This window comes from Vibrio frigidus (genome assembly GCF_042465995.1).
Lineage (GTDB): Bacteria > Pseudomonadota > Gammaproteobacteria > Enterobacterales > Vibrionaceae > Vibrio.
This window is the reverse complement of the sequence record NZ_JBCDMC010000011.1, coordinates 64166-90127: the sequence shown is the minus strand read 5'-3', so window position 1 is coordinate 90127 and position 25962 is coordinate 64166. Positions and strand designations below refer to the sequence as shown.

Annotated in this window: 28 protein-coding genes; 19 read left to right on the top strand and 9 right to left on the bottom strand. The window is 41.3% G+C overall.

Annotated elements, in window-relative coordinates; translation table 11 throughout:
- Nucleotides 1-4 precede the first annotated feature (4 nt).
- From hslU to rraA, 3 genes are all read left to right on the top strand, one after another.
- The gene (gene hslU, locus AACW90_RS18150) at nucleotides 5-1339 is read left to right on the top strand and encodes an ATP-dependent protease ATPase subunit HslU (RefSeq protein ID WP_195704554.1); all 1335 of its coding nucleotides are present in this window, start codon (nucleotides 5-7) and stop codon (nucleotides 1337-1339) included.
- 100 nt (nucleotides 1340-1439) lie between these two features.
- Complete coding sequence (locus AACW90_RS18145; RefSeq protein ID WP_390237213.1) at nucleotides 1440-2357, top strand: 1,4-dihydroxy-2-naphthoate polyprenyltransferase; 918 nt, start codon at nucleotides 1440-1442, stop codon at nucleotides 2355-2357.
- 77 nt (nucleotides 2358-2434) lie between these two features.
- On the top strand, nucleotides 2435-2974 hold the full coding sequence (gene rraA / locus AACW90_RS18140; protein ID WP_390237211.1) for a ribonuclease E activity regulator RraA: 540 nt from the start codon (nucleotides 2435-2437) through the stop codon (nucleotides 2972-2974).
- A gap of 97 nt (nucleotides 2975-3071) precedes the next feature.
- Here the strand turns inward: rraA and AACW90_RS18135 are convergent, their stop codons facing one another.
- On the bottom strand, nucleotides 3072-3701 hold the full coding sequence (locus tag AACW90_RS18135) for a helix-turn-helix transcriptional regulator (protein ID WP_390237209.1): 630 nt from the start codon (nucleotides 3699-3701) through the stop codon (nucleotides 3072-3074).
- 727 nt (nucleotides 3702-4428) lie between these two features.
- Between AACW90_RS18135 and AACW90_RS18130 the strand changes: the two genes are divergently transcribed.
- Genes AACW90_RS18130 through AACW90_RS18115 form a run of 4 tightly spaced genes read left to right on the top strand, consistent with a single transcriptional unit; the run spans nucleotide 4429 to nucleotide 6709 of the window.
- The gene (locus AACW90_RS18130; protein WP_390237207.1) at nucleotides 4429-5100 is read left to right on the top strand and encodes a hypothetical protein; all 672 of its coding nucleotides are present in this window, start codon (nucleotides 4429-4431) and stop codon (nucleotides 5098-5100) included.
- Between the two features lie 17 nt (nucleotides 5101-5117).
- The gene (locus tag AACW90_RS18125) at nucleotides 5118-5447 is read left to right on the top strand and encodes a carbon storage regulator (protein WP_195704559.1); all 330 of its coding nucleotides are present in this window, start codon (nucleotides 5118-5120) and stop codon (nucleotides 5445-5447) included.
- A complete protein-coding gene (locus AACW90_RS18120; RefSeq protein WP_502226700.1) occupies nucleotides 5447-6127 on the top strand; it encodes a C39 family peptidase in 681 nt (226 codons plus the stop codon). The genes AACW90_RS18125 and AACW90_RS18120 overlap by 1 nt, the downstream gene beginning before the upstream one ends.
- Before the next feature lie 12 nt (nucleotides 6128-6139).
- Nucleotides 6140-6709, top strand: coding sequence for a hypothetical protein (locus AACW90_RS18115; RefSeq protein ID WP_390237205.1), 570 nt, complete (start codon nucleotides 6140-6142; stop codon nucleotides 6707-6709).
- Between the two features lie 56 nt (nucleotides 6710-6765).
- Here AACW90_RS18115 and AACW90_RS18110 read toward each other — a convergent pair whose 3' ends face one another.
- Together AACW90_RS18110 and zapB are read right to left on the bottom strand one after the other, a co-directional pair.
- The gene (locus AACW90_RS18110; protein WP_390237379.1) at nucleotides 6766-7779 is read right to left on the bottom strand and encodes a transporter; all 1014 of its coding nucleotides are present in this window, start codon (nucleotides 7777-7779) and stop codon (nucleotides 6766-6768) included.
- Between the two features lie 252 nt (nucleotides 7780-8031).
- Complete coding sequence (gene zapB / locus AACW90_RS18105; protein ID WP_390237203.1) at nucleotides 8032-8274, bottom strand: cell division protein ZapB; 243 nt, start codon at nucleotides 8272-8274, stop codon at nucleotides 8032-8034.
- A gap of 324 nt (nucleotides 8275-8598) precedes the next feature.
- Here zapB and glpX point away from each other — a divergent pair, with 324 nt between their 5' ends.
- From glpX to AACW90_RS18090, 3 genes are all read left to right on the top strand, one after another.
- Nucleotides 8599-9606, top strand: coding sequence for a class II fructose-bisphosphatase (glpX, locus tag AACW90_RS18100; protein WP_390237201.1), 1008 nt, complete (start codon nucleotides 8599-8601; stop codon nucleotides 9604-9606).
- Between the two features lie 163 nt (nucleotides 9607-9769).
- Nucleotides 9770-10393, top strand: coding sequence for a helix-turn-helix transcriptional regulator (locus tag AACW90_RS18095; RefSeq protein ID WP_390237199.1), 624 nt, complete (start codon nucleotides 9770-9772; stop codon nucleotides 10391-10393).
- Between the two features lie 98 nt (nucleotides 10394-10491).
- On the top strand, nucleotides 10492-10818 hold the full coding sequence (locus tag AACW90_RS18090) for a DUF3135 domain-containing protein (protein WP_390237197.1): 327 nt from the start codon (nucleotides 10492-10494) through the stop codon (nucleotides 10816-10818).
- A 9-nt stretch (nucleotides 10819-10827) separates the two neighbouring features.
- Here the strand turns inward: AACW90_RS18090 and AACW90_RS18085 are convergent, their stop codons facing one another.
- On the bottom strand, nucleotides 10828-11256 hold the full coding sequence (locus AACW90_RS18085; RefSeq protein WP_390237195.1) for a DUF805 domain-containing protein: 429 nt from the start codon (nucleotides 11254-11256) through the stop codon (nucleotides 10828-10830).
- A gap of 17 nt (nucleotides 11257-11273) precedes the next feature.
- A complete protein-coding gene (locus AACW90_RS18080; protein ID WP_390237193.1) occupies nucleotides 11274-11621 on the bottom strand; it encodes a 5-carboxymethyl-2-hydroxymuconate Delta-isomerase in 348 nt (115 codons plus the stop codon).
- A gap of 231 nt (nucleotides 11622-11852) precedes the next feature.
- On the opposite strand from AACW90_RS18080, the gene tpiA reads away from it, so the two are divergent.
- The gene (gene tpiA / locus AACW90_RS18075; RefSeq protein ID WP_390237191.1) at nucleotides 11853-12623 is read left to right on the top strand and encodes a triose-phosphate isomerase; all 771 of its coding nucleotides are present in this window, start codon (nucleotides 11853-11855) and stop codon (nucleotides 12621-12623) included.
- 205 nt (nucleotides 12624-12828) lie between these two features.
- Here tpiA and pfkA read toward each other — a convergent pair whose 3' ends face one another.
- The 3 genes from pfkA to AACW90_RS18060 form a co-directional block, all read right to left on the bottom strand.
- Nucleotides 12829-13791 carry a 6-phosphofructokinase gene (pfkA, locus tag AACW90_RS18070; protein ID WP_195704568.1) on the bottom strand — a complete coding sequence of 321 codons (963 nt, stop codon included), beginning with the start codon at nucleotides 13789-13791 and terminating at the stop codon, nucleotides 12829-12831.
- Between the two features lie 297 nt (nucleotides 13792-14088).
- Nucleotides 14089-14997, bottom strand: coding sequence for a CDF family cation-efflux transporter FieF (fieF, locus tag AACW90_RS18065; RefSeq protein WP_390237188.1), 909 nt, complete (start codon nucleotides 14995-14997; stop codon nucleotides 14089-14091).
- A 146-nt stretch (nucleotides 14998-15143) separates the two neighbouring features.
- Entirely contained in the window at nucleotides 15144-15653 is a 510-nt protein-coding gene (locus AACW90_RS18060) for a CpxP family protein (RefSeq protein WP_390237186.1), read from the bottom strand.
- Nucleotides 15654-15835: 182 nt separating this feature from the next.
- Here AACW90_RS18060 and AACW90_RS18055 point away from each other — a divergent pair, with 182 nt between their 5' ends.
- From AACW90_RS18055 to AACW90_RS18045, 3 genes are all read left to right on the top strand, one after another.
- A complete protein-coding gene (locus AACW90_RS18055) occupies nucleotides 15836-16522 on the top strand; it encodes a response regulator (RefSeq protein WP_390237184.1) in 687 nt (228 codons plus the stop codon).
- Nucleotides 16522-17898, top strand: coding sequence for an envelope stress sensor histidine kinase CpxA (gene cpxA, locus AACW90_RS18050; protein ID WP_390237182.1), 1377 nt, complete (start codon nucleotides 16522-16524; stop codon nucleotides 17896-17898). The genes AACW90_RS18055 and cpxA overlap by 1 nt, the downstream gene beginning before the upstream one ends.
- Before the next feature lie 118 nt (nucleotides 17899-18016).
- Nucleotides 18017-18496, top strand: a complete 480-nt coding sequence (locus AACW90_RS18045) for a tRNA (cytidine(34)-2'-O)-methyltransferase (RefSeq protein ID WP_390237180.1) — start codon at nucleotides 18017-18019, stop codon at nucleotides 18494-18496.
- A 48-nt stretch (nucleotides 18497-18544) separates the two neighbouring features.
- Here AACW90_RS18045 and AACW90_RS18040 read toward each other — a convergent pair whose 3' ends face one another.
- Nucleotides 18545-19066 (bottom strand): FxsA family protein, encoded by a 522-nt coding sequence (locus AACW90_RS18040; RefSeq protein ID WP_390237178.1) that lies wholly within the window; start codon nucleotides 19064-19066, stop codon nucleotides 18545-18547.
- Nucleotides 19067-19357: 291 nt separating this feature from the next.
- Between AACW90_RS18040 and aspA the strand changes: the two genes are divergently transcribed.
- From aspA to AACW90_RS18015, 5 genes are all read left to right on the top strand, one after another.
- The gene (gene aspA, locus AACW90_RS18035; protein ID WP_390237176.1) at nucleotides 19358-20809 is read left to right on the top strand and encodes an aspartate ammonia-lyase; all 1452 of its coding nucleotides are present in this window, start codon (nucleotides 19358-19360) and stop codon (nucleotides 20807-20809) included.
- A 168-nt stretch (nucleotides 20810-20977) separates the two neighbouring features.
- Entirely contained in the window at nucleotides 20978-22792 is a 1815-nt protein-coding gene (locus AACW90_RS18030; protein ID WP_390237174.1) for a protein-disulfide reductase DsbD, read from the top strand.
- Nucleotides 22793-23110: 318 nt separating this feature from the next.
- A complete protein-coding gene (locus AACW90_RS18025) occupies nucleotides 23111-23746 on the top strand; it encodes a response regulator (RefSeq protein ID WP_195704577.1) in 636 nt (211 codons plus the stop codon).
- Between the two features lie 210 nt (nucleotides 23747-23956).
- Nucleotides 23957-24223: a DUF4212 domain-containing protein gene (locus tag AACW90_RS18020; protein WP_195704578.1), complete on the top strand. Its 267-nt coding sequence runs from the start codon at nucleotides 23957-23959 to the stop codon at nucleotides 24221-24223.
- A gap of 12 nt (nucleotides 24224-24235) precedes the next feature.
- Nucleotides 24236-25939 (top strand): sodium:solute symporter family protein, encoded by a 1704-nt coding sequence (locus AACW90_RS18015; protein WP_390237171.1) that lies wholly within the window; start codon nucleotides 24236-24238, stop codon nucleotides 25937-25939.
- The last annotated feature ends 23 nt before the right edge of the window (nucleotides 25940-25962 follow it).

Sequence of the window (25962 nt, the reverse complement as noted above, 5' to 3'; positions counted from 1 at the left end):
ATACATGTCGGAAATGACACCCCGTGAAATTGTTCACGAATTAAACCGCCACATTATTGGTCAAGAAAAAGCAAAACGTGCTGTGGCAATAGCACTGCGTAATCGTTGGCGTCGAATGCAACTTGATGAAAGCCTACGCGTAGAAGTGACGCCAAAAAATATTCTGATGATTGGCCCCACTGGTGTTGGTAAAACTGAAATAGCACGCCGCTTAGCCAAACTTGCGAATGCGCCTTTCATTAAGGTCGAAGCTACTAAGTTCACGGAAGTCGGTTACGTTGGTAAAGAGGTAGAAACCATTATTCGAGACCTTACCGATGTTTCGATTAAAATGACCCACCAACAAGCGACTGAAAAAGTAAAATATAGAGCTGAAGAACAAGCTGAAGAACGTATTCTAGACGCATTACTCCCACCAGCACGCGATGCATGGGGCGAGAATGAGAAACAAGAAGATACCTCGTCGAACACACGTCAGATTTTCCGTAAAAAATTGCGTGAAGGCAAACTAGACGACAAAGAGATAGATATTGACGTTGCGGCTCCGCAAATGGGTGTAGAGATAATGGCGCCTCCTGGAATGGAAGAAATGACCAATCAGCTTCAAGGTATGTTCCAAAATCTGGCGGGCAACACACAAAAGAGCCGTAAGATGAAAATCAAGGACGCCTTTAAAGCGCTAATTGAAGAAGAAGCCGCCAAACTCGTCAACCCTGAAGAGCTCAAAGAACAAGCTATCTACAATGCTGAAAATAACGGGATCGTGTTCATAGATGAAATTGATAAAATCTGTAGACGAGGTGAAAGCTCAGGCCCTGATGTGTCCCGTGAAGGTGTGCAGCGTGATTTATTGCCTCTGATTGAAGGCAGCACAGTGTCAACCAAACACGGCATGGTAAAAACAGATCATATTCTGTTTATTACCTCTGGTGCATTCCAAGTATCGAAGCCTTCAGATTTAATCCCTGAACTTCAAGGCCGTTTACCTATTCGAGTAGAACTAGAAGCGCTTTCTAGTCATGACTTTGAACGCATACTTACAGAACCAAAAGCTTCCCTAACTGAACAGTATATCGCCTTATTAAAGACAGAAGATGTTGACATCGAGTTCTCTGAAGATGGTATCCATCAGATAGCCGAAGCTGCGTGGCGCGTAAATGAAACCACTGAAAATATCGGCGCCCGTCGACTGCACACTGTCATGGAGAGATTGATGGATGAAATATCCTTTGACGCAACAGAAAAACCCGGTTCTAAGATGGTAATAAACTCAGCCTATGTACACGAACGTTTGGCTGAATTTATTGAAGATGAAGATCTCAGTCGATTTATTCTTTAATTAATAAATCTTGATCAAGCCCGTCTACCTCTTTAGATGGGCTTTTTATTATTTGTGCAATTGGTATACTGCTCTCAATAATGTAAGGTAAACAATCTAAATGAAGCAGTCACTTGTAATCTGGTTAGACGCAGCAAGGCCAAAAACGCTACCACTCGCACTCGTCACTATAACGACGGGCAGCAGTTTGGCCTATTCCAATGGTAATTTTTCTTTTGCTGTTATGGCCCTCGCTCTACTTACCGCGATTCTTCTACAAATATTGTCTAATCTAGCCAACGATTATGGCGATACCCAACAAGGTACTGATAACGATGACCGCTTAGGCCCAACACGTGCAATGCAGTCGGGTGTCGTCACTCAGGCAGAGATGAAGCATGCTATTCTCCTAAATATTTTCTTAACGATTCTTTCCGGTTTGGCACTGATTTTCTATTCCCTAGAAAGTTTTACCAATATCCTCGCATTTTTAGGCTTGGGCCTACTCGCTATATTAAGTTCCGTCGCTTATACCGTCGGTAATAGACCTTATGGTTACGTTGGGCTTGGCGACTTATCTGTATTTGTATTTTTTGGATTACTCGGTGTTGGTGGAACCTATTTTCTTCACACTGGATTTATTGATTTTGATATTTTCATCCCTGCGATAGGATGTGGATTATTAGCTGTCGCTGTACTTAATATTAATAACATGCGTGATATCGATAATGATCGTGCATGTGGCAAAAAAACTATCGCAGTAAGACTGGGAGAACAACCAGCGAAGTATTATCACATCGTATTGATTGGATTAGCCTTTGTCTCTTATGTTTACTACCTATTTAGCCACAGTACGACTATTTGGATAATTGTTCCTTTCTTTTTATCTGCTATTACGTTGGCAAAACATGGTAAAGAAGTACTCCAATCAAGCTCTCCCGTCGCCATTGCGCCAATGATGCCCATCATCGTCAAATGCGCTTCAATTACTAACATTTTGTTTTCATTGGTAGTTGTAGCTCAAACAATAGTTAGATAATTGAGCCTTGTCATTGCATTGACTCAATGAGTCGATATAATTAAAAACCTTTCAGTAGCGAATAGAAGACAACGCATATGGAATACAACACCTCTGCACTTTGTGATATTTACTCAGACCAAGTCGATGTAGTAGAACCAATGTTCAGTAACTTTGGTGGAAGTGCCTCATTTGCAGGTCAACTTACTACCGTAAAATGCTTTGAAGATAACGGTATTATACGTTCCATATTAGAAGAAGATGGCGCTGGTCGTATTCTATTAATCGATGGTGGTGGTTCATTACGTAGGGCTCTTATTGACGCGGAAATTGCTACATTAGCAGAAGATAATGACTGGGAAGGCATTGTTGTTTATGGCTGTGTTAGAGAAATCGATGAGTTAGAAGATATGAGCATTGGCATTCAAGCTCTCGCATCAATCCCTGTTGGCGCAGCAAGCCAGCAAATTGGTGAGATAGACGTTCCTGTCAACTTTGGGGGTGTAACCTTTTTACCTGAAGATTATCTTTATGCTGACAATACCGGCATTATTATCTCACCAGAACCATTAGACGCAGATCTAGAGATTATTGCAGAGAGTGATGTTGAAACTGACGACAACGATTTTGAGCGCTAAATAATTCGTCAAAACTATTCTTCTGACATTACACCATACCCATATGAAAAGCGGCCCACTCGGCGGCTTTTTTAATTTATAACAACGACATTCTCATTTATAAACTGGCCCAGTCATTCCCTTTAAGTTGCTCTAACGCATCATGACGGCAATGTACGTTCATTTTCTTGTATAGTTTATAAATATGCGTTTTAACCGTACTTTCTGCTAAAAATAAATCATTAGCAATTTGCTGATTTGATTGGCCATTTGCAATATGGGATAGGATTTGCCTCTCTCGTTTTGTAAAGTCTAGCTGCAAGGTATTAGCAAACACACTAGGGTGCCTATAGTACCTCACCATTTTTTCTAAACAATTACGAGGCATCCACATACCGCCACTCAAAATGTGGTGAACACTTTTTCTAAGGTGCTCTATAGGAGCAGTATACGGAAGCACTCCTTTTACGCTCTTCCACTTCATTATTTTTTCTTCTACACTCCCCTTGGGAGCGCTGAATATAAGTATATCGTAACCCAATCCATCTACAAAAAAACCATTACAAAGCCCATCCTCAAGTACTGAAAAATCAAGCATGACTAAATTAATATCTTCTTGAACTTTATGCAATTTAAGTTCTTTAAGTGTCATATGCTCGACGTCTAAACCTGGCATCTCTGATAGTTCTTTTTTTATTAAACTTATTTTAAATATTTCATCCCCAACGACAACCAATTTATAACGCATAACATCGCCCTCACCATCTATCCATATAATACTCACACATAAATTTACACTTAATTTTTGGATTAAATTTTATACCAAGTATAATCCAAGCTGACCTTAACATCCAAAGTCACATGATAATTAATATATAATTTCATTGTTAGAAACATACCAATCCTCATATCAAGACTTGTTACATTCATTTCACAAACAATTGAATTAACATCATAATATAACGCCCACATAAAACAACTCACGCTAATAAACAACGAAAAAAAACAACATATACAACTAGTTAATCGTATTTAAACCCGCTAATACAGGTTCCTTAAAAAAGTTATTAATTTAATTAATCATTTGATTACAATGACTTACACTTTACCTGAGAATATGGTAAAATGTAAAATACAACTACAAGATCACACTACTAATAAAAAGGTTTATATTACAAAAAACAAGTACCCAAAAAACAGCACTTCGAACAACCAATAAACACAACCTTCTAATACCTTTATAATTAAACTACAAAATTATTAATACTTTTCATATAGTTGAAATAGAAATGATTTCATCCATTTAATAAAAAAACGCTCTGAAAATAAAAGTCTCACCAGTGAGACTTTTATTTTTTGCATTTTCCCTATACTCAACATTACCTACCTCAGATAGGTATGCAACAATAAATAGCAATATACTTTTATAAGTTAACAATACAAAGAAGTAACTCAATAAAATATGGAGCACAATCATGAAATTTAACAAAACAACTCTAGCTATGTCTATTCTCGCTTTTACATTCACTTCTGGATCGGTTTACGCTATAGACGATATTACGGCTGATGATATTGGTATCGACAATGATGATATCAGTCTATTAAGTGACAATAACACTGAACTTCTCAGTGATAATGATCTTCAAAATGTTGGTAACTCTGACAATGACCAATACGACAGCAATAATGACTATAATGCCGAAGATTTCGGAAACGTCGATGATGTAGGTAATGTGGACGATTCTGGTAATGTGGAAGATTCTGGCAATACAGACGACAGCTATAATGATGTATTAAGTCATAACACACTCCAATCTCAATCTTGGGATAATGACTCTATGACGAATACCGCCACTAGCACTATCAATATCGATTCTACTACTGTCGTGAACTACTCCGAGATGGATTCTAGCGTATCTGGAGCTACCGTTTCTTACGGCTTGAATGATACTGACGCAGACTTTGCTTTATTTGGTCTCGAAGTTGGTGGACGTGACAGAGATAGAAACGCAATGTCAGTGAGCCAACAAAATAACATTAATGGTTCATTTAATGCTGCAGCGGGTATTACAACCGCAGCTCAAAATGCCGGTAATGCATCTTCAATTCAACAATCGGTATCTACCAACGCGACAATTATGCCATAAGAGATTTGGAGAAAGTCATGCGTACAGCGCTATTGCTAATAGGCACTATGCTTTCGGCACCGTCTTTTGCAGACCAATTATTGCTTCCTGATGACGCGGTCATCTCTGAAGAAGAATTGGAAACCTCTCGAGGTGGTCAATATCTGGTCGATATTGATTATGTTTCAGCGACATCTGAACTCGATGGCTCTAGTGTTGGCAACAATGCATTGGGAACCTACTCCGGTAATAATGTTATTACCAATGGTTCGCTAAGCAACAGTTCTGGTATTTCGAATGTCATTCAAAATACAGGTAACAATGTTGTTATTCAAAACTCAACTGTCGTGAACTTAACGTTGCATTGATGAATATGAAATGTTTCTTATTAACTTGGGTTGCGGTGCTTTTAAGCACCTCAACCCTTGCATTAGATTACCTCCCAAGCAGAGGTGTTTATAATGTTGCTGTAAAAAGTTATCAAGAACAATTGTTTGGCGATGTACTTCGCCAAAAGTATGATTTTAGCTGCGGTTCCGCCGCCCTAGCTTCATTGCTCTCTTATCACTATCAAACGCCTTCAAACGAGGAAACTATATTTACGGTCATGTTTGATAAAGGTGATCAAGAGCGTATCAAGCAAGAAGGATTCTCGCTTTTAGACATGAAACTGTACTTAGAAGGTATTGGTTTTGATGCTGATGGATTTCAGTTGAGTACCACCAAAATAAAGAAGGTTGGCGTTCCCGGGATTACCTTAGTTAATTTTGATGGCTATATGCACTTTGTGTTGGTTAAGGGCATAAATTCAAAACATGTCATTATTGGTGACCCATCTAGAGGAACGGTAAAGATGCGCGTAGAAGATTTTAATCGCTATTATCAAGGGATAATTCTTCTCATAAAGAACCATGCTGAAAAAGGGAAAGCGTCATTTATATTTGATGACAGCTTTGCAATTTATACACCATCACCTGTTAATTCTGCGGTAACTCGTGACTCACTCGGTATTTTTAGCACGACACTCCGAGAATCGGGTGAAAACTAAAAGGAACGCGTTATGAAAAAACAAGGTTTAAGAATCTTTGGCATTTCGCTGTTGCTATGCACCTTGCCAACATCTGCAATGTCCATCAAAGATGTAGGAGTGCCGCTATCTAACACCGAATTAAGTCAGTATAGAGGGGGCTTTAGCTTTCCGTCTAATCGGTTCATAAACATCGGTATTAGTATCACTACATCTTTAAATGGTAGAACTTTTTTCAATTCGCACATTGCTAACCTTTTGATTAAAAATGGGCAAGTTGAGTTAGATACTCAAAAACCAGCGAGTGAAACGGGCATAACTAATGTTGTTCAAAATGGTTCGGGAAATCAATTTGAGGGTATTTCTTCGCTTAAGGACGAGCAACATAAAATTACTAAACAATATTTAGCAAACACTACTCATACTGAGAAACCAGTGACGAGCAGTTCCGCCACCATCAGCAATATTATCCAAAATACCGTAAACAATAGTGTACTTGGAATATCAACTGTCGTTGATATAAATGCTCCTGGAACAATAATATTAAGGAGTTCACAGTTAAGAATGAAATTAGACGATGCGATCATGTTAAGTCTGCCATAAATGCCGCGGTCAACATTACTTGCATTGATTTCCGGATGACGGCTAATACTTCTACTCTAGAAACTATAAGGTACCCTGATTGTTAATTGAAAATCAGGCGTATCTTCTGTCAATCCTGCCGCTGCACTCACGTTTACCGATAATTTCGGATTAATGGCCAAGTTGGCACCAAAGCTTACCGTATCCAATTGCAACAGTTGAGCACTATCAGCACTGGACCCATTGACTTCACTTTTAAGGATAGTTTTGTGAGCAAGACCAAGAGAAAAAGAGAAATTAGGATTAACAGCAAAGCCCATTCCAGCTCCTAAAGAGATCGTATCACCTAGTGCAATGTCTGCCTCGCTGTCACCAAAATCAACCGTATCTTCAAAGTTGTAGATATAACCAAGATTCACAAAAAGAACCGCAGGGTCTGTCGGGTATATCATTGTTAAACTTGGTTCAACACTCCAAAAACCCGACCCCGTTGGAACATCGGTAAACGTATTGGTTGTTGTATCGAGCTCCAAATCATAAGGGGATTTACCCGTTGTCGATTTAACTTTTAACCCACCTACCCAAAATGGCGCGCTGTCCATATTTAGCTGATAACGCAATGCCGCTTCAATATCTCCCATAGCAGATCCATCCAACGTCAACACTTCTGTGTCATCAGAGGCGCCATCTTGAATTGGTCGCGTAGAAATTTGGTCATTTCGATAAACCCACGGAATACGCACCTCAGCTTCAAGTCGATTGGTAATACCATATCGCCCCGTTAGTCCTACGGTGATAGTCGTACGATCTGAGTCACTGACTTCTATTCGTCCAACGATTAACGTTGGCAAAATTGTATATCCTACGATAGAAACTTTGTTTGATGAGTTCTGAGAATAATTAAATGAGGCGTCTAAAACGAAGGTACCCCGTGGCGTTAATACACCGGGCTGCTCAAATACATCCGCCACCGTTTGGATTCTTTTTTGAGGCTCTTCTTGTTGAGTTTGGTTTGATGGGCTTTGTTCGCCTTCCGCCAGACATACCGTTGGCAATAAACTGCAGCACACCCAATATAATTTACTATTGATTTTATTCACGGCTCACCTCTCCAACACTATTATTTTTTACTCATTAAGAAGTAATAGTTGTTGTACTAGGAAGACGCCATAATGCTTAAGGACCAAATCATCCGCATCAAATAATGTTAGAAGTACTACTTGATAAATAAAAAATAGACTGCTGCTATTTTCAATACTCTGATAGACAGCCGAACCATCGAAAAGAGAGTACCAGTGCCATCGCTCTGATAATCTCTTTACTCTTGTTCAGACGAGAAAATGTTACTCTACGTCTTCCATCTTACCTAGTAAAATACGAATTCTTTGTTGCCAAGCCTCATGCTCTTCGACCATCTGTTGGTTTTGCTGCTCTAGGTTTGAACAGTTATCTCTTAGTGACGTTGTTTCTTGCTCCAAACCTTGGTTTTTTTGCTTAACTTCTTCTAATTCCATCTGTAATAGAGTGATGGTATCAACGGCTGTTTGGATTTTTGTTTCTAACTGCTCTAGCACTTCTAAAGACATACATTCTACCTTTACTTTGTTCTGGTTGACTAAAAGATAATTCAGTCACGAATAGCTTCATTCTACTCACGCTTTTCAATATAAACACGTCTAATATCATGATTCTTGAGTTACATGCTCATTTTTAGAGCACCAAGCTACATTATCCTGAATTTTCACGTGTTCCGTCAATGTTCATATCGCTCTAAACCAACCTAAATATATACATCGACTCAATCAAACCAAGTGACCAATGAAGCAGGGCCAAAAAGGCAAACGTTTACTATTTTGTATGATAGAATCCCCGCAAATTTTTTACCTCTTTTTTACTATTTTGGAGTAGTCATGAAACGCGATTTAGCATTGGCATTTTCTCGTGTAACCGAAGGTGCCGCGCTTGCTGGTTATCATTGGCTTGGACGTGGCGATAAAAACGCCGCAGATGGGGCCGCTGTTGAGGTAATGCGTACGCTACTCAACAAAACAGAAATAGAAGGCGAAATTGTTATCGGTGAAGGTGAAATCGATGATGCGCCAATGCTGTTTATCGGGGAACATGTTGGGTTAGGAGGAGATGCCGTAGATATCGCTGTCGATCCTATTGAAGGCACTCGCATGACCGCAATGGGTCAAGCAAATGCTTTGACTGTCCTCGCTGCTGGTGAAAAAGGCAGTTTTCTTAAAGCACCTGACATGTACATGGAAAAGCTCGTGGTTGGCCCACAAGCAAAAGGTGTTATCGACTTAGACAAATCACTGACAGAAAATTTAGAGAATATTGCCAAAGCGATGGGTAAACCTCTAAATACACTAGTGGTGACAACCTTAGCTAAACCACGTCACGACAAAATAATTAAAGAGATGCAAGCGATGGGCATCCGCGTCTTTGCTGTTCCAGATGGCGATGTCGCAGCGTCTATTCTCACTTGTATGCCTGATAGCGAAGTCGATATTATGTACTGTATTGGTGGTGCTCCAGAGGGTGTTATATCCGCTGCTGTTATTCGTGCACTTGATGGTGACATGCAAGGCCGCCTGCTGCCACGACAGGAAGTGAAAGGCGATACCGAAGACAATCGTATCCACGGCAACCAAGAACTGGCTAGATGCAAGGAGATGGGCGTTGAGGCACGTGTTGTATTAAAAATGGAAGACATGGCATCTAGTGACAATGTTGTTTTCTCAGCAACAGGGATCACTAAAGGCGACTTGCTCGAAGGGATCACTCGCAAAGGCAATATCGCCACAACGGAGACGTTAGTGATTAGAGGTCGTTGTAGAACGATTCGTCGCATCAAATCTATCCACTATTTGGATCGTAAAGACTCTGAGATTAAAGACTTCATTCTCTAATTTGACCCCAACAGATCACGAGGCGTAGCTATTTTAGCTGCGCTTTTTCATTTGTCGACTAATTAACCTAAACATAGGTTAGTTAAGAATTTGCTTTATTAATTACTTTATTCATAATGAAAGCTGTAGTTATAAGTTACGAGCATAACCTTAGGTACTTGCGGTGAAAACAGCGGATAGAATATTACAAAAACTCAAAAGAGAAGGTTCTTTGACAGCAAAAAAACTGTCCGAAGACCTCGATATGACGAGCATGGGTGCGCGACAACACTTACAAGTGTTAGAAGAGAACGGTTTGCTTGAGTATTTTGATTTAAAAGTAAAAATAGGACGCCCTACTCGTCATTGGCAGCTTACACCTAAAGGGCATGAGCGGTTTTCTGATCGCCACGGTGAACTAACAGTCCAAGTCATCGAGGCTGTTGGGACACTTTTTGGTGAAGATGGTATAAAGAAAATCGCATTAGAAAGAGAAAAACAGACGTTGGAAAAATACGGTCAAGCATTATCAGAATGTAATGGCCTTAAAAGTAAGTTACAACAACTGAAACAACTACGTGAAGATGATGGCTATATGGCTGAGCTAACGGAAATCGAAAATGGCTTCGTCTTAATCGAGAACCATTGTCCAATCTGTAAAGCCGCACAAAACTGCCCTAGCCTATGTCAATCAGAGCTCAATGTGTTTCAACAATTGCTTGGCGAAAACTGCACGATCATACGCACTGAACACATTATCAAAGACGATAGAAGATGTGTTTATCACATTCAGGAAGCAAAAGGTTAAGTCGCTGATTATATAGCCGAATACCGTTTACTTATCAGATCTCATTTTATTGGCTACACTTATATAATGTAATTTGTAGTTAATTATAGGTGGAGCTTATGGATCAAGCTCAATATGAACAAACACTCCCATCCTTTGATGAGCTGGTCGAATTGGCTCAAAACAACCCGGAAGAGTTCGAGCAATTCAAACGCAAAGCGTGCGAGCAAGCGATAACCTGCTCTTCAGAAGAGATGGAACCCAGGTTGCGGGCACAACAGAGTCATATCGATCGCGTAATTAGCCATTGCAAAAACCCCCATCACATCAATATAGTATTAGCTCGCGAACTTAGCTTGCAGATCGCTAAAATGCATGAAGTTTTAGAAGGCGAACAATCGACTAAACGAAGCGCAGAAATCATCCCTTTCGTTCCGCGCCATTAAATTTATAGCCTACCTTGTTGGGCAAGGGCCGTATTGGTTCTCTTTCTGATCGCCTTCAAACAAACCGCATTCAGCAAAAATCCATGCGCCACATGCCATCGCAGAAAGAGAAATAGCAGACTGGAACATAGTCGGTTGAAATGCGTTTTCGACGCCAGCTAAGGGGACCATGAATCGGGTTAATACTAAAGGAATATGCAACCCTAGCCAATACAACGACTTATTCCTATCATGCCAACGCTTTGCCGTTATCGCCAAATCTGGAATAACCAACAAAACTAAAATCGTAGGCAGCACCATGCTATCCGATTCAGGAAACAATTTTTTCACCAAAGTGGCGACAGAAATAATCATCAGAAAATAGAACGCATTCCACAACCAAAACGTTCGACGACTTACTCTTCCTCGAAATGAGAACAACAGCTCAGGTATTGACATCAATGTTTACCTTAAATTTAATTAAGTACCTTTTGGAAGGTACCCCTATCCATATCACGTATGTTCACCGACAAGCTTTTTACCGTTCCAGCCTGCGATGTAAGAACATCAATTAATTCATGAGACAAGCTCTTTTTTTGTTCATCTGACCGTCCAGCTAACATTTCAAAGGTAATATGAATAAAACCTTCACTATCATCATGCTCGCCAATCAACCAATGGTGGCACCTCAACGCGCGCGATTTCACATCATCAGCTTGAAATAGACCACAGCTCAACGCTACCTGATGGAGATCTTCCAATAACCCTTGAATGTTCACCCTATCCTCGACGGAATTAGTGTATTCCAATATTATATTTGGCATTAATTATTTATCCTTAAGTCAGATTGATTCAAAATACAGCAATCCAAGCAAATTTCTAAAATTTAGCTATTATTTTGTATGCTGGATCAAATTTGATTAACAACCGCCCAGTTCAAAAACCAAAGATTCGATGAAGAAATGATTCGTGTCATGATCTAATGAGCTTTATCTGTTATATTCTTTCGAAATATTGTTTATTTTTTACATTAATTACTTTTTGGAGATATTCTTATGCGTCATCCTGTAGTTATGGGTAACTGGAAACTTAACGGTAGCAAAGCAATGGTAACTGAGCTACTAAACGGACTTAACGCTGAGCTTGAAGGCGTAACTGGCGTTGACGTTGCTGTAGCTCCACCAGCACTTTATGTTGACCTAGCAGAGCGCGTAATTAAAGAGGGTGGCAGCAAAATCATCCTTGGCGCTCAAAATACTGACCTAAAAAACAGCGGCGCATTCACTGGTGATATGTCTCCAGAAATGCTTAAAGACTTTGGCGCTACTCACATCATTATCGGTCACTCAGAACGTCGTGAATACCACAACGAATCTGATGAGTTTGTTGCTAAGAAATTTGCATTCCTTAAAGAAAATGGCCTAACACCTGTACTTTGTATTGGTGAGTCTGATGCACAAAACGAAGCTGGTGAAACATTAGCGGTATGTGCTCGTCAACTTGACGCAGTAATCAAGACTCAAGGCGTTGAAGCACTAAACGGCGCTATTGTGGCTTACGAACCAATCTGGGCAATCGGTACAGGTAAAGCAGCAACAGCAAAGCAAGCTCAAGACATTCATGCTGCTATCCGAGCTCACATCGCGCAGTCAAGTGAAGAAGTTGCTAAAAATCTTGTTATCCAATACGGCGGTTCTGTTAAAGATAGCAACGCAGCAGAACTTTTCGGCATGCCTGATATCGATGGCGCGCTAGTTGGTGGTGCAGCACTTGATGCAAAAGGCTTTGCAGCAATCGCTAAAGCAGCAGCAAAAGCAAAAGCTTAATTAGAGCCTATCATCTGGGTTTTCAAACCTAGTGGTTATTAAAGTCAGCCTCGGCTGGCTTTTTTGTTTTTTGGCGTAACCAAAACCCGCCAACAAAGCAGATAGTCGATAATCCTCCTACACCTGTGCCTTAGAAGGCACTTAGGGTGTAAAAAAACGGCCATTAGTCTCCTAATGGCCGTTTCAATTATTCTCTAATTAAATCTTAGAACAACTCATCTGCAACTTTATATAAGTCCGTGCGAACTGGACGTTTCATATTCTCGATAGCATCGATAATATCATGGTGAATAAGTTGCTCTTTCTGAATACCAACACAACGACCACCTTCACCTTCCAATAGAAGATGAACGGCATAGTTACCCATACGAGAAGCTAATACACGATCAAATGCCGTCGGACGACCACCACGTTGAATATGGCCAAGCACGGTGGCACGGGTTTCACGCCCCGTCGCTTTTTCGATATCTCTTGCAAGCTCATTGGCATCCATCATTAGCTCTGTTAACGTAATAATTGCGTGCTTCTTACCTTTGGCGATACCGTTCTGTAAGCTCTCAATTAGCTCTTCTTTACTCCAAGGTTGTTCTGGAGTGATGATGTACTCACAACCACCTGCGATCGAAGCCATCAAAGTTAAATCACCACAGTGACGACCCATAATCTCAACAATAGAGATACGCTGGTGCGACGATGATGTATCACGCAGGCGGTCAATGCTATCAATAACGGTATTAAGCGCGGTCAAATAGCCAATCGTGTAGTCAGTTCCCGCAATATCGTTGTCGATAGTGCCTGGTAAGCCAATACATGGGTAGCCCATCTCAGTCAGCTTCTTCGCTCCCATGTAAGAACCATCACCACCGATAACAACTAGCGCTTCAATACCATGTTTCTTCAGGTTTTCAATCGCTTTTTCACGCGTAGCGACTTCTCTGAATTCTGGAAAACGTGCAGAGCCCAAGAATGTACCACCACGGTTAATCACGTCAGAAACACTAGACCGGTCTAACTTTTCAATGCGATCTTCGTATAAGCCTTGATAGCCATCGTAGATACCATAGACTTCGACACCCGCAGTAAGTGCGGTACGGACTACGCCACGAATTGCTGCGTTCATCCCAGGGGCGTCTCCGCCACTTGTCAAAACACCAATTTTCTTAATCATGCTCACCCTCGATTTTCAAATCAAATTTACAAATTTTAATTGCCAATTTGTCACTACTTAATGTTACTAAAGAACAATATCGGCAGAATTTTTAATAGTCATTTTCTATACCCGCTCATTGCGCTTTCTTGCGTCTTAGTGAGCCAGTAAATGATGTATTTTTTTCAATTATGAAAGAGTATTACATTTTGTCCGATAACTTAGTTGATTCACATCAGAATCAGTTTCAGTTTCCATCATTCAAACAAAAGATAGCTCAATATAGTCATTTTTGTTGATGTTATTTCTGAAATAAATTTACCAACCCAGTTCTTTTTGCCCTATTTCAGATCCATATACAACAGAATAAGGGTCCTGATGAATCAACACATCCGCCCTTGGAAAGGCGTTAATCAGTCGTTCTTCAACCTCATCAGAGATCTCATGAGCTCGAATCAATATCATATTGTCTTCCAATTCCAAATGTAGTTGAATAAATCTTACCGGTCCTGCCATCCGTGTTCTTAACTGATGTACACCTAAAACACCTTCAACAGACATGGCCACTTCACGGATTGTATTGAGCTCGTCTTCTGGTAACTGCCTATCCAATAGAGATTGTACTGCCTCTAATGTCATCTTAATGGCACTAATCAATATAAAGACCCCAATACCAACGGCAAACGTGGCATCCGCTTGGCTCACTCCAAAATAACTCAAACCAAGAGCAACCATGATGGCAATATTCATGTATATATCTGTCTGGTAATGCAATGAGTCTGCTGATATTGCTTGGCTTCCTGTTTTTCTCACTACATGTTTTTGAAACATGACTAACCCCGCAGTAACTACGGTAGCAAATAGACTTACATAGACACCGTATTCTGGAGAGGTCAATTCGTGCGGACGGAAAAATCGGTCAACACCATTAAGAATAAGAAAACAGGCGGATCCAGAGATGAACATAGCTTGAGCCAATGCAGCTAAAGACTCCGCTTTCCCATGACCAAATGTATGCTGTTCATCTGCAGGTTGAAGGGCATATCGAATGACCACTAGATTTACACCCGATGCCGCTAAGTCTAGTAACGAATCAATCAGTGATGCTAATAGACTAACCGAGCCAGTAACCCACCAGGTGGCCAGTTTAACTATCAGAAGTAATGTCGCAATTCCGGTCGCCATCCATGCAGCCATTGAGACTAGGCGAGCGTATTCTTCTTTCATATCAGATCAATTTAGGAAGATTTACTTGGATTATAGCCATGATTTTGTGACTTGGGTATCATTTTATTTTTACAGGAGGTAACACGAAGAAAAGCAGCACAATGCTGCTTTTTTTTAGGCGGTTGGATAACGAAATGAATAAAGTATTATTTGTTTCTACCTTTGCCCTTACCCATACGTTCGGACATTTCATCCATACGCTCTGCTTGCAATTCTTTTAACTGATCTTTTTGCTCATCCGTTAAAATGCTCATCATTTCATGTTGTGCAGCTAACATCTTTACCCGACGCTCCGTTTGTTTCTCAACCATTGAAGCCGCGAGTTCTTTCGCTTTTGCTTGGTCAAAATCTGCGGCTAATACGAGGTCTTGCGTTGCAGCGTGTTGTGCTTTCATCTCGGCTTGGCGTGTTGCTCTGTTTGTGTCGCGGTCAGCTTGCATCTCGTCACGTTTAGCTTCGCGTAAATCACGGAATTGATCTTTCTGCTCTTCCGTTAAATCTAACTGGCGAATTAAGCCTTTATCAAAACTTCCAAATTTTCCGTGATGGCCGTCCATATCTGAACCGCCTTTACCACCATATGCAAATGCACTTGCTGTTGCAAAAAGCATTGGAAGGGCAGCTGCCGCAATGACTAGTTTTTTCGTCGTTTTCATAGGTTATTCCTCACGTTATTCTTTTTAGGTAGCTGCCTTCACAGCGGTTAAGCATAGAATAGAGGCTGCACAGTAAAGTAACGTCTAGAAAGCGTAAAAAAGCGTAAAGACAAAACAAGTGGTTAAGTTTATAGGTAAGATCAATCATACTGAACGTAACAAATGCATTAGAGGTAGTAGGAATGGCCAATATCTTATTAGTTGATGACGACACAGAACTTACAAGTCTGCTGAAAGAAGTTCTTACATTTGAGGGTTTCAACATTACCGAAGCTAACGATGGTGAGGCTGGACTTGCCGCCGTAAATGACCAGATTGACCTCATACTGTTAGATGTCATGATGCCTCGAATGAATGGCATGGACATGCTAAAAAAGTTACGTGAATCTTGGCAGATTCCTGTTCTTATGCTCACGGCAAAGGGCGAAGAGATAGATAGGGTCATCGGCCTAGAATTGGGCGCAGATGACTATCTCCCTAAGCCATTTAGTGACCGAGAATTGCTCGCTCGAATTAAAGCCATTCTTAGACGAACACAAACAAACACGGCCTTAAAATCTACTGACTATATCGAATATCAAAATATCAAGGTTTATCCTGGTAAGCAGGAGGCTTATGTTGGCGAAATACTTTTGGAATTAACGACAACCGAATTCGCACTACTTACCCATTTTATCCAACACCCCGGCGAATCTTTGACAAAAGAAGTATTGAGCCTAGATGTGCTAGGTAAACGTTTGGCCCCATTTGACCGTGCCATTGATATGCATGTATCCAACCTTCGAAAAAAATTACCTGAACGCAGCGATGGAAAACCACGAATAAAAACCCTAAGAGGGCGCGGCTATCTACTTGTTGAGGAGGGATAATGAGACTCCCAAAATTCTCCAACCTTTATGGCCGTATTTTTGCCATTTTTTGGTTCACCATGCTCTTGGTCTTGATCGCTGTTTTGCTTGTGCAAGACTCAGATCCAAGACAAACGCATCGTATCCAACAAAATAATATTGAAAGGCTTTCAAACTTTGCCCAACACCTTGAAGACAAGTACAAAAACCACCATTCCATTAATGACGTATTCTTTCGGGTTAATGACAAAAGGAAAGGTGACAGAAAGGATGGGAAACCAGTAATCTATTTATCAGATCTCAATGGCAATCTAATTGGCGTCAATAGCCGAATGCAGCGACGTGCAATTCAAAACTTTATTACTAGTTTAGAGTCTTTGGATAAACCTCAGCAAAGGCTATATGGTCGTTACATGATAGCGGGTCCAATGCCAGTGACGATTGCTAATCAACAAGTACTTCTATTTATCGCTGGAGAGTGGGATCAAACCCCGCCATTTCTTCTTCAACTATTCGATCAACCCATCCGGCTCCTGTTACTCGTTATGATGGTCAGTACTCCTTTATTGCTTTGGCTAGCTTACGCATTAAGCAAACCCGCTCGCCTTCTTGAAAATGCGGCGAGAAGAGTCGCTAATGGAGAGTTTGTTGAAGATCCAAATCTAGAAAAAGGAAGTTCTGAATTTCGTGAGGCTGGGGCCGCTTTTAATCAGATGGTATTGGCCATTAATCAAATGATATCAGGCCACCAGAGGTTACTTTCTGACATCTCTCACGAGCTTCGTTCTCCCCTTACTCGCTTAAGAATGGCGAACGCTTTAGCGACGAGGAAACAAGGTGAATCAGCAGAGTTAACACGCATCAATACGGAAGCTGAGCGATTAGAAAAAATGATCAGCGAGCTATTGGAACTGTCACGTATGCAAGTGAATAGCCATCAAATAAGAGAGACCCACTCAGCGACGACCCTTTGGGAAGAAATCATTGCAGACGCTCAATTTGAAGCGGAACAAAAAGAGAAATCATTCATCTATAGCCAAATGCCTAACTGTTCCATTACTGGTAATCCAAACCTACTGATGAGTGCAATTGAAAACATTGTCCGCAACGCTATTCATTACGGCCATACTTCTATTCGCGTCGGTTTCACTCACGTCAACGATACACTTTCCATCTGTGTTGAAGATGACGGTGATGGAGTACCAGAAACAGAGCTTACTGACATCTTTAGACCTTTTTATCGAGTGTCCACAGCGAGAGATAGACATTCAGGAGGCGCAGGATTAGGCCTCGCGATAACTGAAAGTGCAGTGCGTCAACATAACGGCACTATTCGCGCAGAAGAAAGCGACCTAGGAGGGTTAAAAATCACCATTACCCTACCAACTGAAGCATAACCTGAGCTCAACTCATGTTTGTTATACCGAGTTCAGATTAATTAGGGTCGGTTCTTCTTTGAAACCGAACTGACCCTAGTTATACTCGCTCTTCCAGCAACCAATTACGTTGATAATCATGCTCGACATTGCACTATTTGAACCAGAAATCGCCCCAAATACCGGTAATATCATCCGCTTAAGCGCCAATTGCGGAGCAAACTTGCACCTTATTGAACCGTTAGGCTTCGATCTGGAAGAGAAAAAAGTGCGCAGAGCAGGCTTGGATTACCACGATCTTGCACGAGTAAAAAGGCATAAGGATCTGGCGACGTTTATGGATTACTTGGAAAATGAACGTGAAGGGTCATTCAGAATTTTTGCTTGTACAACCAAGACTACAGGTCATCACGTAGACGCAAAGTTCCAAAAGAATGACGTGTTATTATTCGGCCCCGAAACGCGTGGGTTACCCGCAGAGCTGATTGAAAGCCTACCGTTAGAGCAGAGAATCCGTATCCCTATGATGCCAGATAGCCGAAGCTTGAATCTCTCTAATGCGGTTGCCATTATTGCCTTTGAAGCATGGCGTCAATTAGGATTTGAAGGCGCGATTTAATAAAGAAAGGATAAGCTTCTAGGTTATCGTACCTAGAAGCCAAAGGTTCTAATTCAGACGATTATTTGATCCATCATTGTCATCATCATCTTTTTTTTCATACTCTCCTTCGAAAGTATTGCCATCATCACGGGGTGATTGGAAAGGATTTTGTCCAAACGGACTTTGACCAAATCCACTTTGTGCGTGAAAGCCACCACCACTTGCCATCGTATTAACCTTAACTCTTTTCATCAACTCTTTCGCCATTTTTGCTCGAGGCGCAGGTAATAAAACAAGCATTCCAAATGCGTCAGTCATAAAACCAGGAGTCAATAAAAGCACGCCTGCGACCGCTAACATAACCCCTTCAACAATTTGTTGAGCCGGCATTTCACCTTGTTGCAAACGTCCTTGAACTGACATGAGTGTCGCAATACCTTGACTGCGCACAAGCGATGCACCAGCAAATGCAGTAACAAGCACCAACGCTATAGTAGGCCACAACCCAAGAAACCCACCGACTTGAATAAATAGGCCTATTTCAATAATAGGGACACAGATAAAAAGCAATAATAAAATAGGAAACACACGCTCTCCAACTATAAATTTGGTCAATAAGTTTGGTCAATAAGTTTACTTGCAAAACCATAAAGCCAACAGTGCAATTACGATATTTTACAGTATTAATGCAAATGATCGTTATTTTACAAAATATAGAGCAGAAATATGATCGAGCGACTATTTTTGTAATACAATTTGAGTATGATTTACCTCAAAACTCACAAGAGTTTTATACTAACTAAACTATCAAAAGTAAGCTACAAAGCAGAAATGGCCATTCATTCATTATTTTTTGGAATAATCATCCGAGGCTAAACTATGAGCAAACTAAATAAAACAGCGTCAATATCAAAACCTGCCACAAGAATTGAACACGACCTCCTCGGCGAACGCCACGTCCCCATTGATGCTTATTACGGAATTCATACACTCCGTGCAATAGAAAACTTTAATATCTCAAACAATACCATATCCGACGTGCCTGAATTTGTACGCGGAATGATAATGACAAAAAAAGCGGCAGCTCTGGCAAACAAAGAACTGAGTGTTCTTCCTAGTGATGTTGCCAACCATATCATTAAAGCCTGTGACCTTATTTTGCAAACAGGTAAGTGCATGGATCAATTTCCATCCGATGTTTTTCAAGGTGGCGCCGGCACATCGGTCAATATGAATACCAACGAAGTGGTCGCCAATGTTGCTTTGGAACTGATGGGCAAAGAAAAAGGCCAATACGAATTTATCAATCCAAACGATCATGTCAACAAAAGCCAATCTACTAACTGTGCCTATCCGACAGGGTTCCGCGTTGCGGTTTACACCAGTATTTATCACCTTATTGAAGCCGTCGAATACCTCAAAGGCGCATTCGATTTAAAGAGCAAAGAGTTTAATTCGGTTATCAAAATGGGACGTACTCAACTTCAAGATGCAGTGCCCATGACCGTTGGTCAGGAATTTCGCGCTTGGTCTGTAACCATCAACGAAGAGATCCGTAATCTAAAATACATTGCTGAGTTGTTGTTAGAGGTGAACCTTGGAGCAACAGCCATCGGTACAGGTTTGAACGCCGCAAGCGGGTATCAAGTACTCGCTGTTAAGCACCTCGCTGATGTCACGGGATACCGTTGTGTCCCTGCTGAAGATCTAATAGAAGCGACGTCAGACTGCGGTGCTTATGTCATGGCGCACAGTGCACTAAAACGACTAGCCGTGAAACTATCGAAGATCTGTAACGACCTGCGATTGCTTTCATCGGGCCCTCGTGCAGGCTTCAATGAGCTAAACCTGCCTGAACTCCAAGCGGGTTCATCGATTATGCCTGCAAAAGTCAATCCAGTCGTACCTGAAGTGGTCAACCAAGTCTGCTTTAAAGTGATGGGCAATGACACCACCATTGCATTTGCCGCAGAAGGTGGGCAACTTCAACTTAACGTCATGGAACCTGTTATCGCTCAGAGCATGTTCGAATCATTAGACCTACTAAAAAATGCCTGCGTTAACCTACGTGACAAATGCGTTGATGGTATTACCGTCAACAAAGAAGTGTGTGAAAATTTTGTATTCAATTCTATTGGTATAGTCACTTATCTCAATCCATATATTGGCCACCATGAGGGCGATATTGTAGGGAGAATTTGTGCCGAAACAGGCAAAAATGTCCGCGAAGTTGTACTTGAAAGAGGCCTACTTACCGCAGAGCAGCTAGACGAAATATTCTCTGTAGAAAACTTAATAACGCCCCAGTACAAGGCGAAACGCTACGATTAACGCTATATTCTTTCTGACATAACCCAAAAATAAAGGCGGCTTCAGTCTCCTTTATTTTTGTTCATGTTAGTTTATTCACTATTTTTTCGACTATTCTCTAGTATGATGAAACCTTTATAGACCTTGCTCGGTCTTATCTTTATCTTATTTGGCTTAGTAGTTACTTATATGCGCGTTTTTTTTACCTTAGTACTTGTTGGATTGCTCTCATTTTCTGGTTCAGCTTTCGCACTTTTTGATAGTAATAGCTCATCAAGTACAGGTGCCGGCTTTAATAATAACAATTCTGATTTTGTTACGGTTCAGCAAGCCTTTCCTTTTTATGCAAGTCAAATAGGGGATACGGTTCATCTTGAATGGGATGTACTGGAAGGTTACTATCTATATCAACAACGCCTCTCCATTAGTGTCGAAAATGCCCAAATAGATGCCTTAAATATCATCGATGGCACGCCATATAAAGATGAGTTTTTTGGGTCAGTCAATATCTATACCGAACCTTTAAGCGTTAAGGTCCCTTTGCTTTCTGTTAATGACGGGGCGAAACTTATCGTCCAATATCAAGGCTGTGCAAAAGCAGGTTTTTGTTACCCTCCGGAAACAAAAATAATCGACCTAAAACCGATTTCACAAGCAAGTACTCCGGCGGCAATTGTTGACTCTATAAAAAGCAATACCGCAAATCTAGAAGCCACCTCAGCAAAGAAAGCTCCATTATTAAGTAAAGAATCTGAACTTGCCGGGAGCCTAGCCGACAGTTGGTGGACGCCTCTCATGTTTTTAGCGCTCGGTGTTGGCTTGGCGTTTACACCATGTGTCTTCCCTATGTACCCTATCCTTACTAGCATTGTATTGGGCAGTGGAAAACTCAGCCCGGCGAGAACATTTGGTCTTTCCTTTGTTTATGTTCAAGGCATGGCCCTAACCTACACCTTACTCGGTCTGGTTGTCGCCTCGGCAGGGCTTCAATTTCAAGCAGCTCTGCAGCATCCATTGGTACTGATCGGATTGAGTATCCTGTTTGTCTTCCTCGCGATGTCGATGTTTGGTTTTTACACCATTCAGTTACCAAACCGTATTCAAACGTGGCTTAGTCAGCAAAGCAATAAGCAGAAAGGTGGCAACCTAGTTGGTGTATTCGCCATGGGCGCTATTTCTGGGTTGGTTTGCTCACCCTGCACCACGGCACCACTATCTGGTGCTCTACTTTATGTCGCACAAAGTGGTGACCTATTAACAGGTGCCGTGGCGCTCTATGCGCTTGGTTTAGGCATGGGTATTCCACTCATTATTGTGGCCGTATTTGGTAATAAGTTACTGCCAAGAGCCGGTGCATGGATGGATAGAGTTAAAATTTTATTTGGATTTATTCTTTTGGCTGCTCCCGTATTCTTAATCGAAAGAATTATCCCTGAGCAATGGGCGATCACCCTGTGGGGTATTCTTGGGGTCACAGCCTTTGGTTGGCTTTATCATGCTAAAAATAGTTTGGAATTCGGAGGGTGGAAGCAAAGTTTTATCGGCATTATTGCTGTTTTAGGGCTGATTGCTTCCGTAATGCCTGTATATAACCAATGGTTTGGGGATGGGTCTGTGAATGCTTACCAACCTCAGGTAACTTTCACTCGTATCAGCTCTGTCGATGAACTAGATAAACAACTTGTACTGGCAAACATAGCCAACAAACCGGTCATGTTAGACTTTTATGCCGATTGGTGTGTCGCCTGCAAAGAATTTGAAAAATATACCTTTCACACGTCAGAGGTAGAAAGCAAATTAAAAGACTTTGTGCTATTGCAAGCCGACGTAACCAAGAATAGCCCTGACGATATCGAACTGTTTAAACGTTTAAAAGTGATGGGCTTACCAACCGTCGATTTTTGGGACGCAAATGGTAACTATGTCATCAACGCAAGATTAACGGGTTTTGTCGAAGCAGAACCGTTTCTTAAGCATCTAGAAAACCAAATTATCGGCAATTAATTCTGTCTACAGCCTGAGAGGCTTCGTCAATCACGATGTGGTAGATACGCCGATAAAAAACATGAACGTAGCACCCTCTGTTGCGTTCATCTGCCTTACGAATCTTTCCCAATCATTTCAACTTCGCCACATTTATTATCTATCCAGCAAAACAACATCGCAAAAAACCGTAATTTCATGTATCGCCAACACTAAATATTACTTAAAAGTCGATACTGTTCAGAAATTTAGCGTTCAAATATTGTTCATTGCCACAAAGCATACAATACTTAATTTTGAAGCTATTATTAAACTAAATTATAAAGAGCCCTTAACGTCATGGAATCGACTTATACCATCATCATAGCTGATGACCATCCACTGTTCAGAAATGCATTATTTCAGTCTGTACACATGGCGATCAGTGGTGCAAATTTACTCGAAGCGGACTCGCTTGAAGCTTTATTAAGTTTGCTCAACAAAGAGGCGGAACCCGACCTCCTTTTACTCGATCTAAAAATGCCAGGGACTAATGGCATGTCAGGCCTTATTCAGTTAAGAGCTGAGTATCCTGATCTGCCTATTGTGGTCATTTCAGCAAACGAGGAACCAAATGTTGTCGCCCAGGTGAAAACCCATGGCGCCTTTGGATTCATTCCAAAATCAAGCGATATGCGCGCTCTTATTAGCGCCCTAAATCAAGTATTAAACGGTGACCCTTTCTTCCCAGAAGAGCTTCTCAAAAACAGTAATGTTAATACTGATCTTGCAGAAAAACTCGCATCGCTTACTCCTCAACAATATCGAGTGCTTGGCATGCTGTCGGATGGCCTGCTGAATAAGCAAATTGCGTATGAATTAAGTGTCTCCGAGGCGACGATCAAAGCCCATATGACCGCCATCTTCCGTAAATTAGGTGTACAGAATAGAACCCAAGCGGTCATTCTTCTTCAACACCTTGAATTTGAGAGTTAGACCTTAGGTGTAGAGTATTAGACCTTAGGCTATGTTAATAAATTGTTAACATACGTTTTTTATAACCGACCTATCATAAACGCCCTAATTACGGGCGTTTTCTCATTTCCTCGCTCGACTAAAGTTGCACTGAGATATTTTTAGAGTACTGCTAATCTATATTCCGTAACAGTTTGTTAACACCCAATAACTAAACGGAAGGAGAAGGCAATGTCATTCGAATCCTCGGATCACGCTCAAGCCTACTGGAAGGAAAACCTAAAAATCATGGGCTCACTACTCGCAATATGGTTCCTAGTGTCATTTGGCGCTGGAATTTTATTTGTAGACGCTTTAGATACTATCAAAATTGGTGGCTTCAAATTAGGTTTCTGGTTCGCTCAACAAGGTTCAATCTACACATTCGTAGTGTTGATTTTTGTTTATGTTGCGCGCATGAATGCGCTCGATAAGAAATATAACGTACAGGAAGATTAAGAGGCTTTAGAAATGGATATTCAAACTTGGACGTTTATTCTTGTCGGTATTACATTTGCATTGTATATCGGCATAGCAATTTGGGCTCGCGCTGGCTCAACAAGTGAGTTCTACATTGCAGGCGGTGGTGTTCACCCAATCGCAAATGGCATGGCAACGGCGGCAGACTGGATGTCAGCTGCATCGTTTATTTCAATGGCAGGTATCATTTCATTCATCGGTTACGATGGTGGCGTATACCTAATGGGCTGGACAGGTGGTTACGTACTACTTGCGCTTTGTCTTGCACCTTACCTACGTAAGTTCGGTAAATTTACTGTACCCGATTTTATCGGTGACCGTTATTACTCAAGAACCGCTCGAATGGTAGCCGTATTCTGTGCAATCTTCGTATCGTTCACTTATGTCGCAGGTCAGATGCGTGGCGTAGGAGTGGTATTTGCTCGCTTCTTAGAAGTTGATATCAATATGGGTATCATCATAGGAATGGGTGTGGTGTTCTTCTATGCTGTTTTAGGTGGCATGAAAGGTATTACCTATACTCAAGTCGCTCAGTACTGCGTACTTATCTTTGCTTTCATGGTTCCAGCAATCTTTACCTCTCTTATGATGACCGGCTCTCCAGTTCCGCAACTAGGGTTCGGTTCAACCGTGACAGGCAGTGACGTCTACCTATTAGACAAACTTGATGGACTAACACAAGAGCTTGGCTTTACCGCCTATACCGATGGGTCGAAGAGTATGGTTGACGTATTCTTTATCTGTGCGGCTCTAATGGTTGGTACTGCGGGACTACCTCACGTAATAATTCGCTTCTTTACGGTTCCTAAAGTATCTGATGCGCGTATCTCTGCAGGTTATGCATTGATATTCATCTCTATACTTTACACAACAGCGCCAGCTGTGGCCGCGTTTGCTCGTGTGAACATGATAGAGACAATCAATGGACCAGATATGCAAGGGGTCCAAGGTACTGAGGCACCAACTTGGTACAAAAACTGGGAGGATACAGGTTTAGTCTCATGGGACGATAAGAATGGCGACGGTAAGATGTTCTACTCTGGCGATGAACGCAACGAGATGAAGATCAACCGAGATATCATTGTATTGGCATCACCTGAGTTAGCTAAGCTTCCAAACTGGGTCGTTGCTTTACTAGCCGCGGGTGGCTTGGCAGCAGCACTATCTACAGCAGCAGGTTTGTTACTGGTCATCTCTACGTCGATATCCCATGATTTATTGAAGAAAGGGTTTAGGCCAAATATGACGGATAAACAGGAGTTGTTTGCCGCTAGGATGGCCGCCTTCTTCGCTATTGTATGTGCAGGTTATTTAGGTATTAATCCACCAGGCTTTGTCGCGCAGGTTGTCGCCTTTGCCTTCGGCTTGGCAGCATCCTCCTTCTTCCCAGCAATCATCTTGGGTATCTTCTATAAGAAGATGAATAAAGAAGGGGCTATCGCAGGTATGCTTTCTGGTATCGCATTTACAACGGTTTATATCATCTACTTCAAGTTTATCAACCCGGCAGCAAACGTGTCTGATAACTGGTTGTTTGGTATTAGCCCAGAAGGTATCGGTACATTAGGTATGTGTGTGAACTTCATCGTGTCTATTGTTGTAAACAAATTTACGGCTGAAGTACCACAAGACGTTCAAGATTTGGTTGAGTCTATCCGTTACCCTAAAGGTTCGGGTGCCGCTCACGACCATTAATCAAAACCTTGATTAAACCGAAA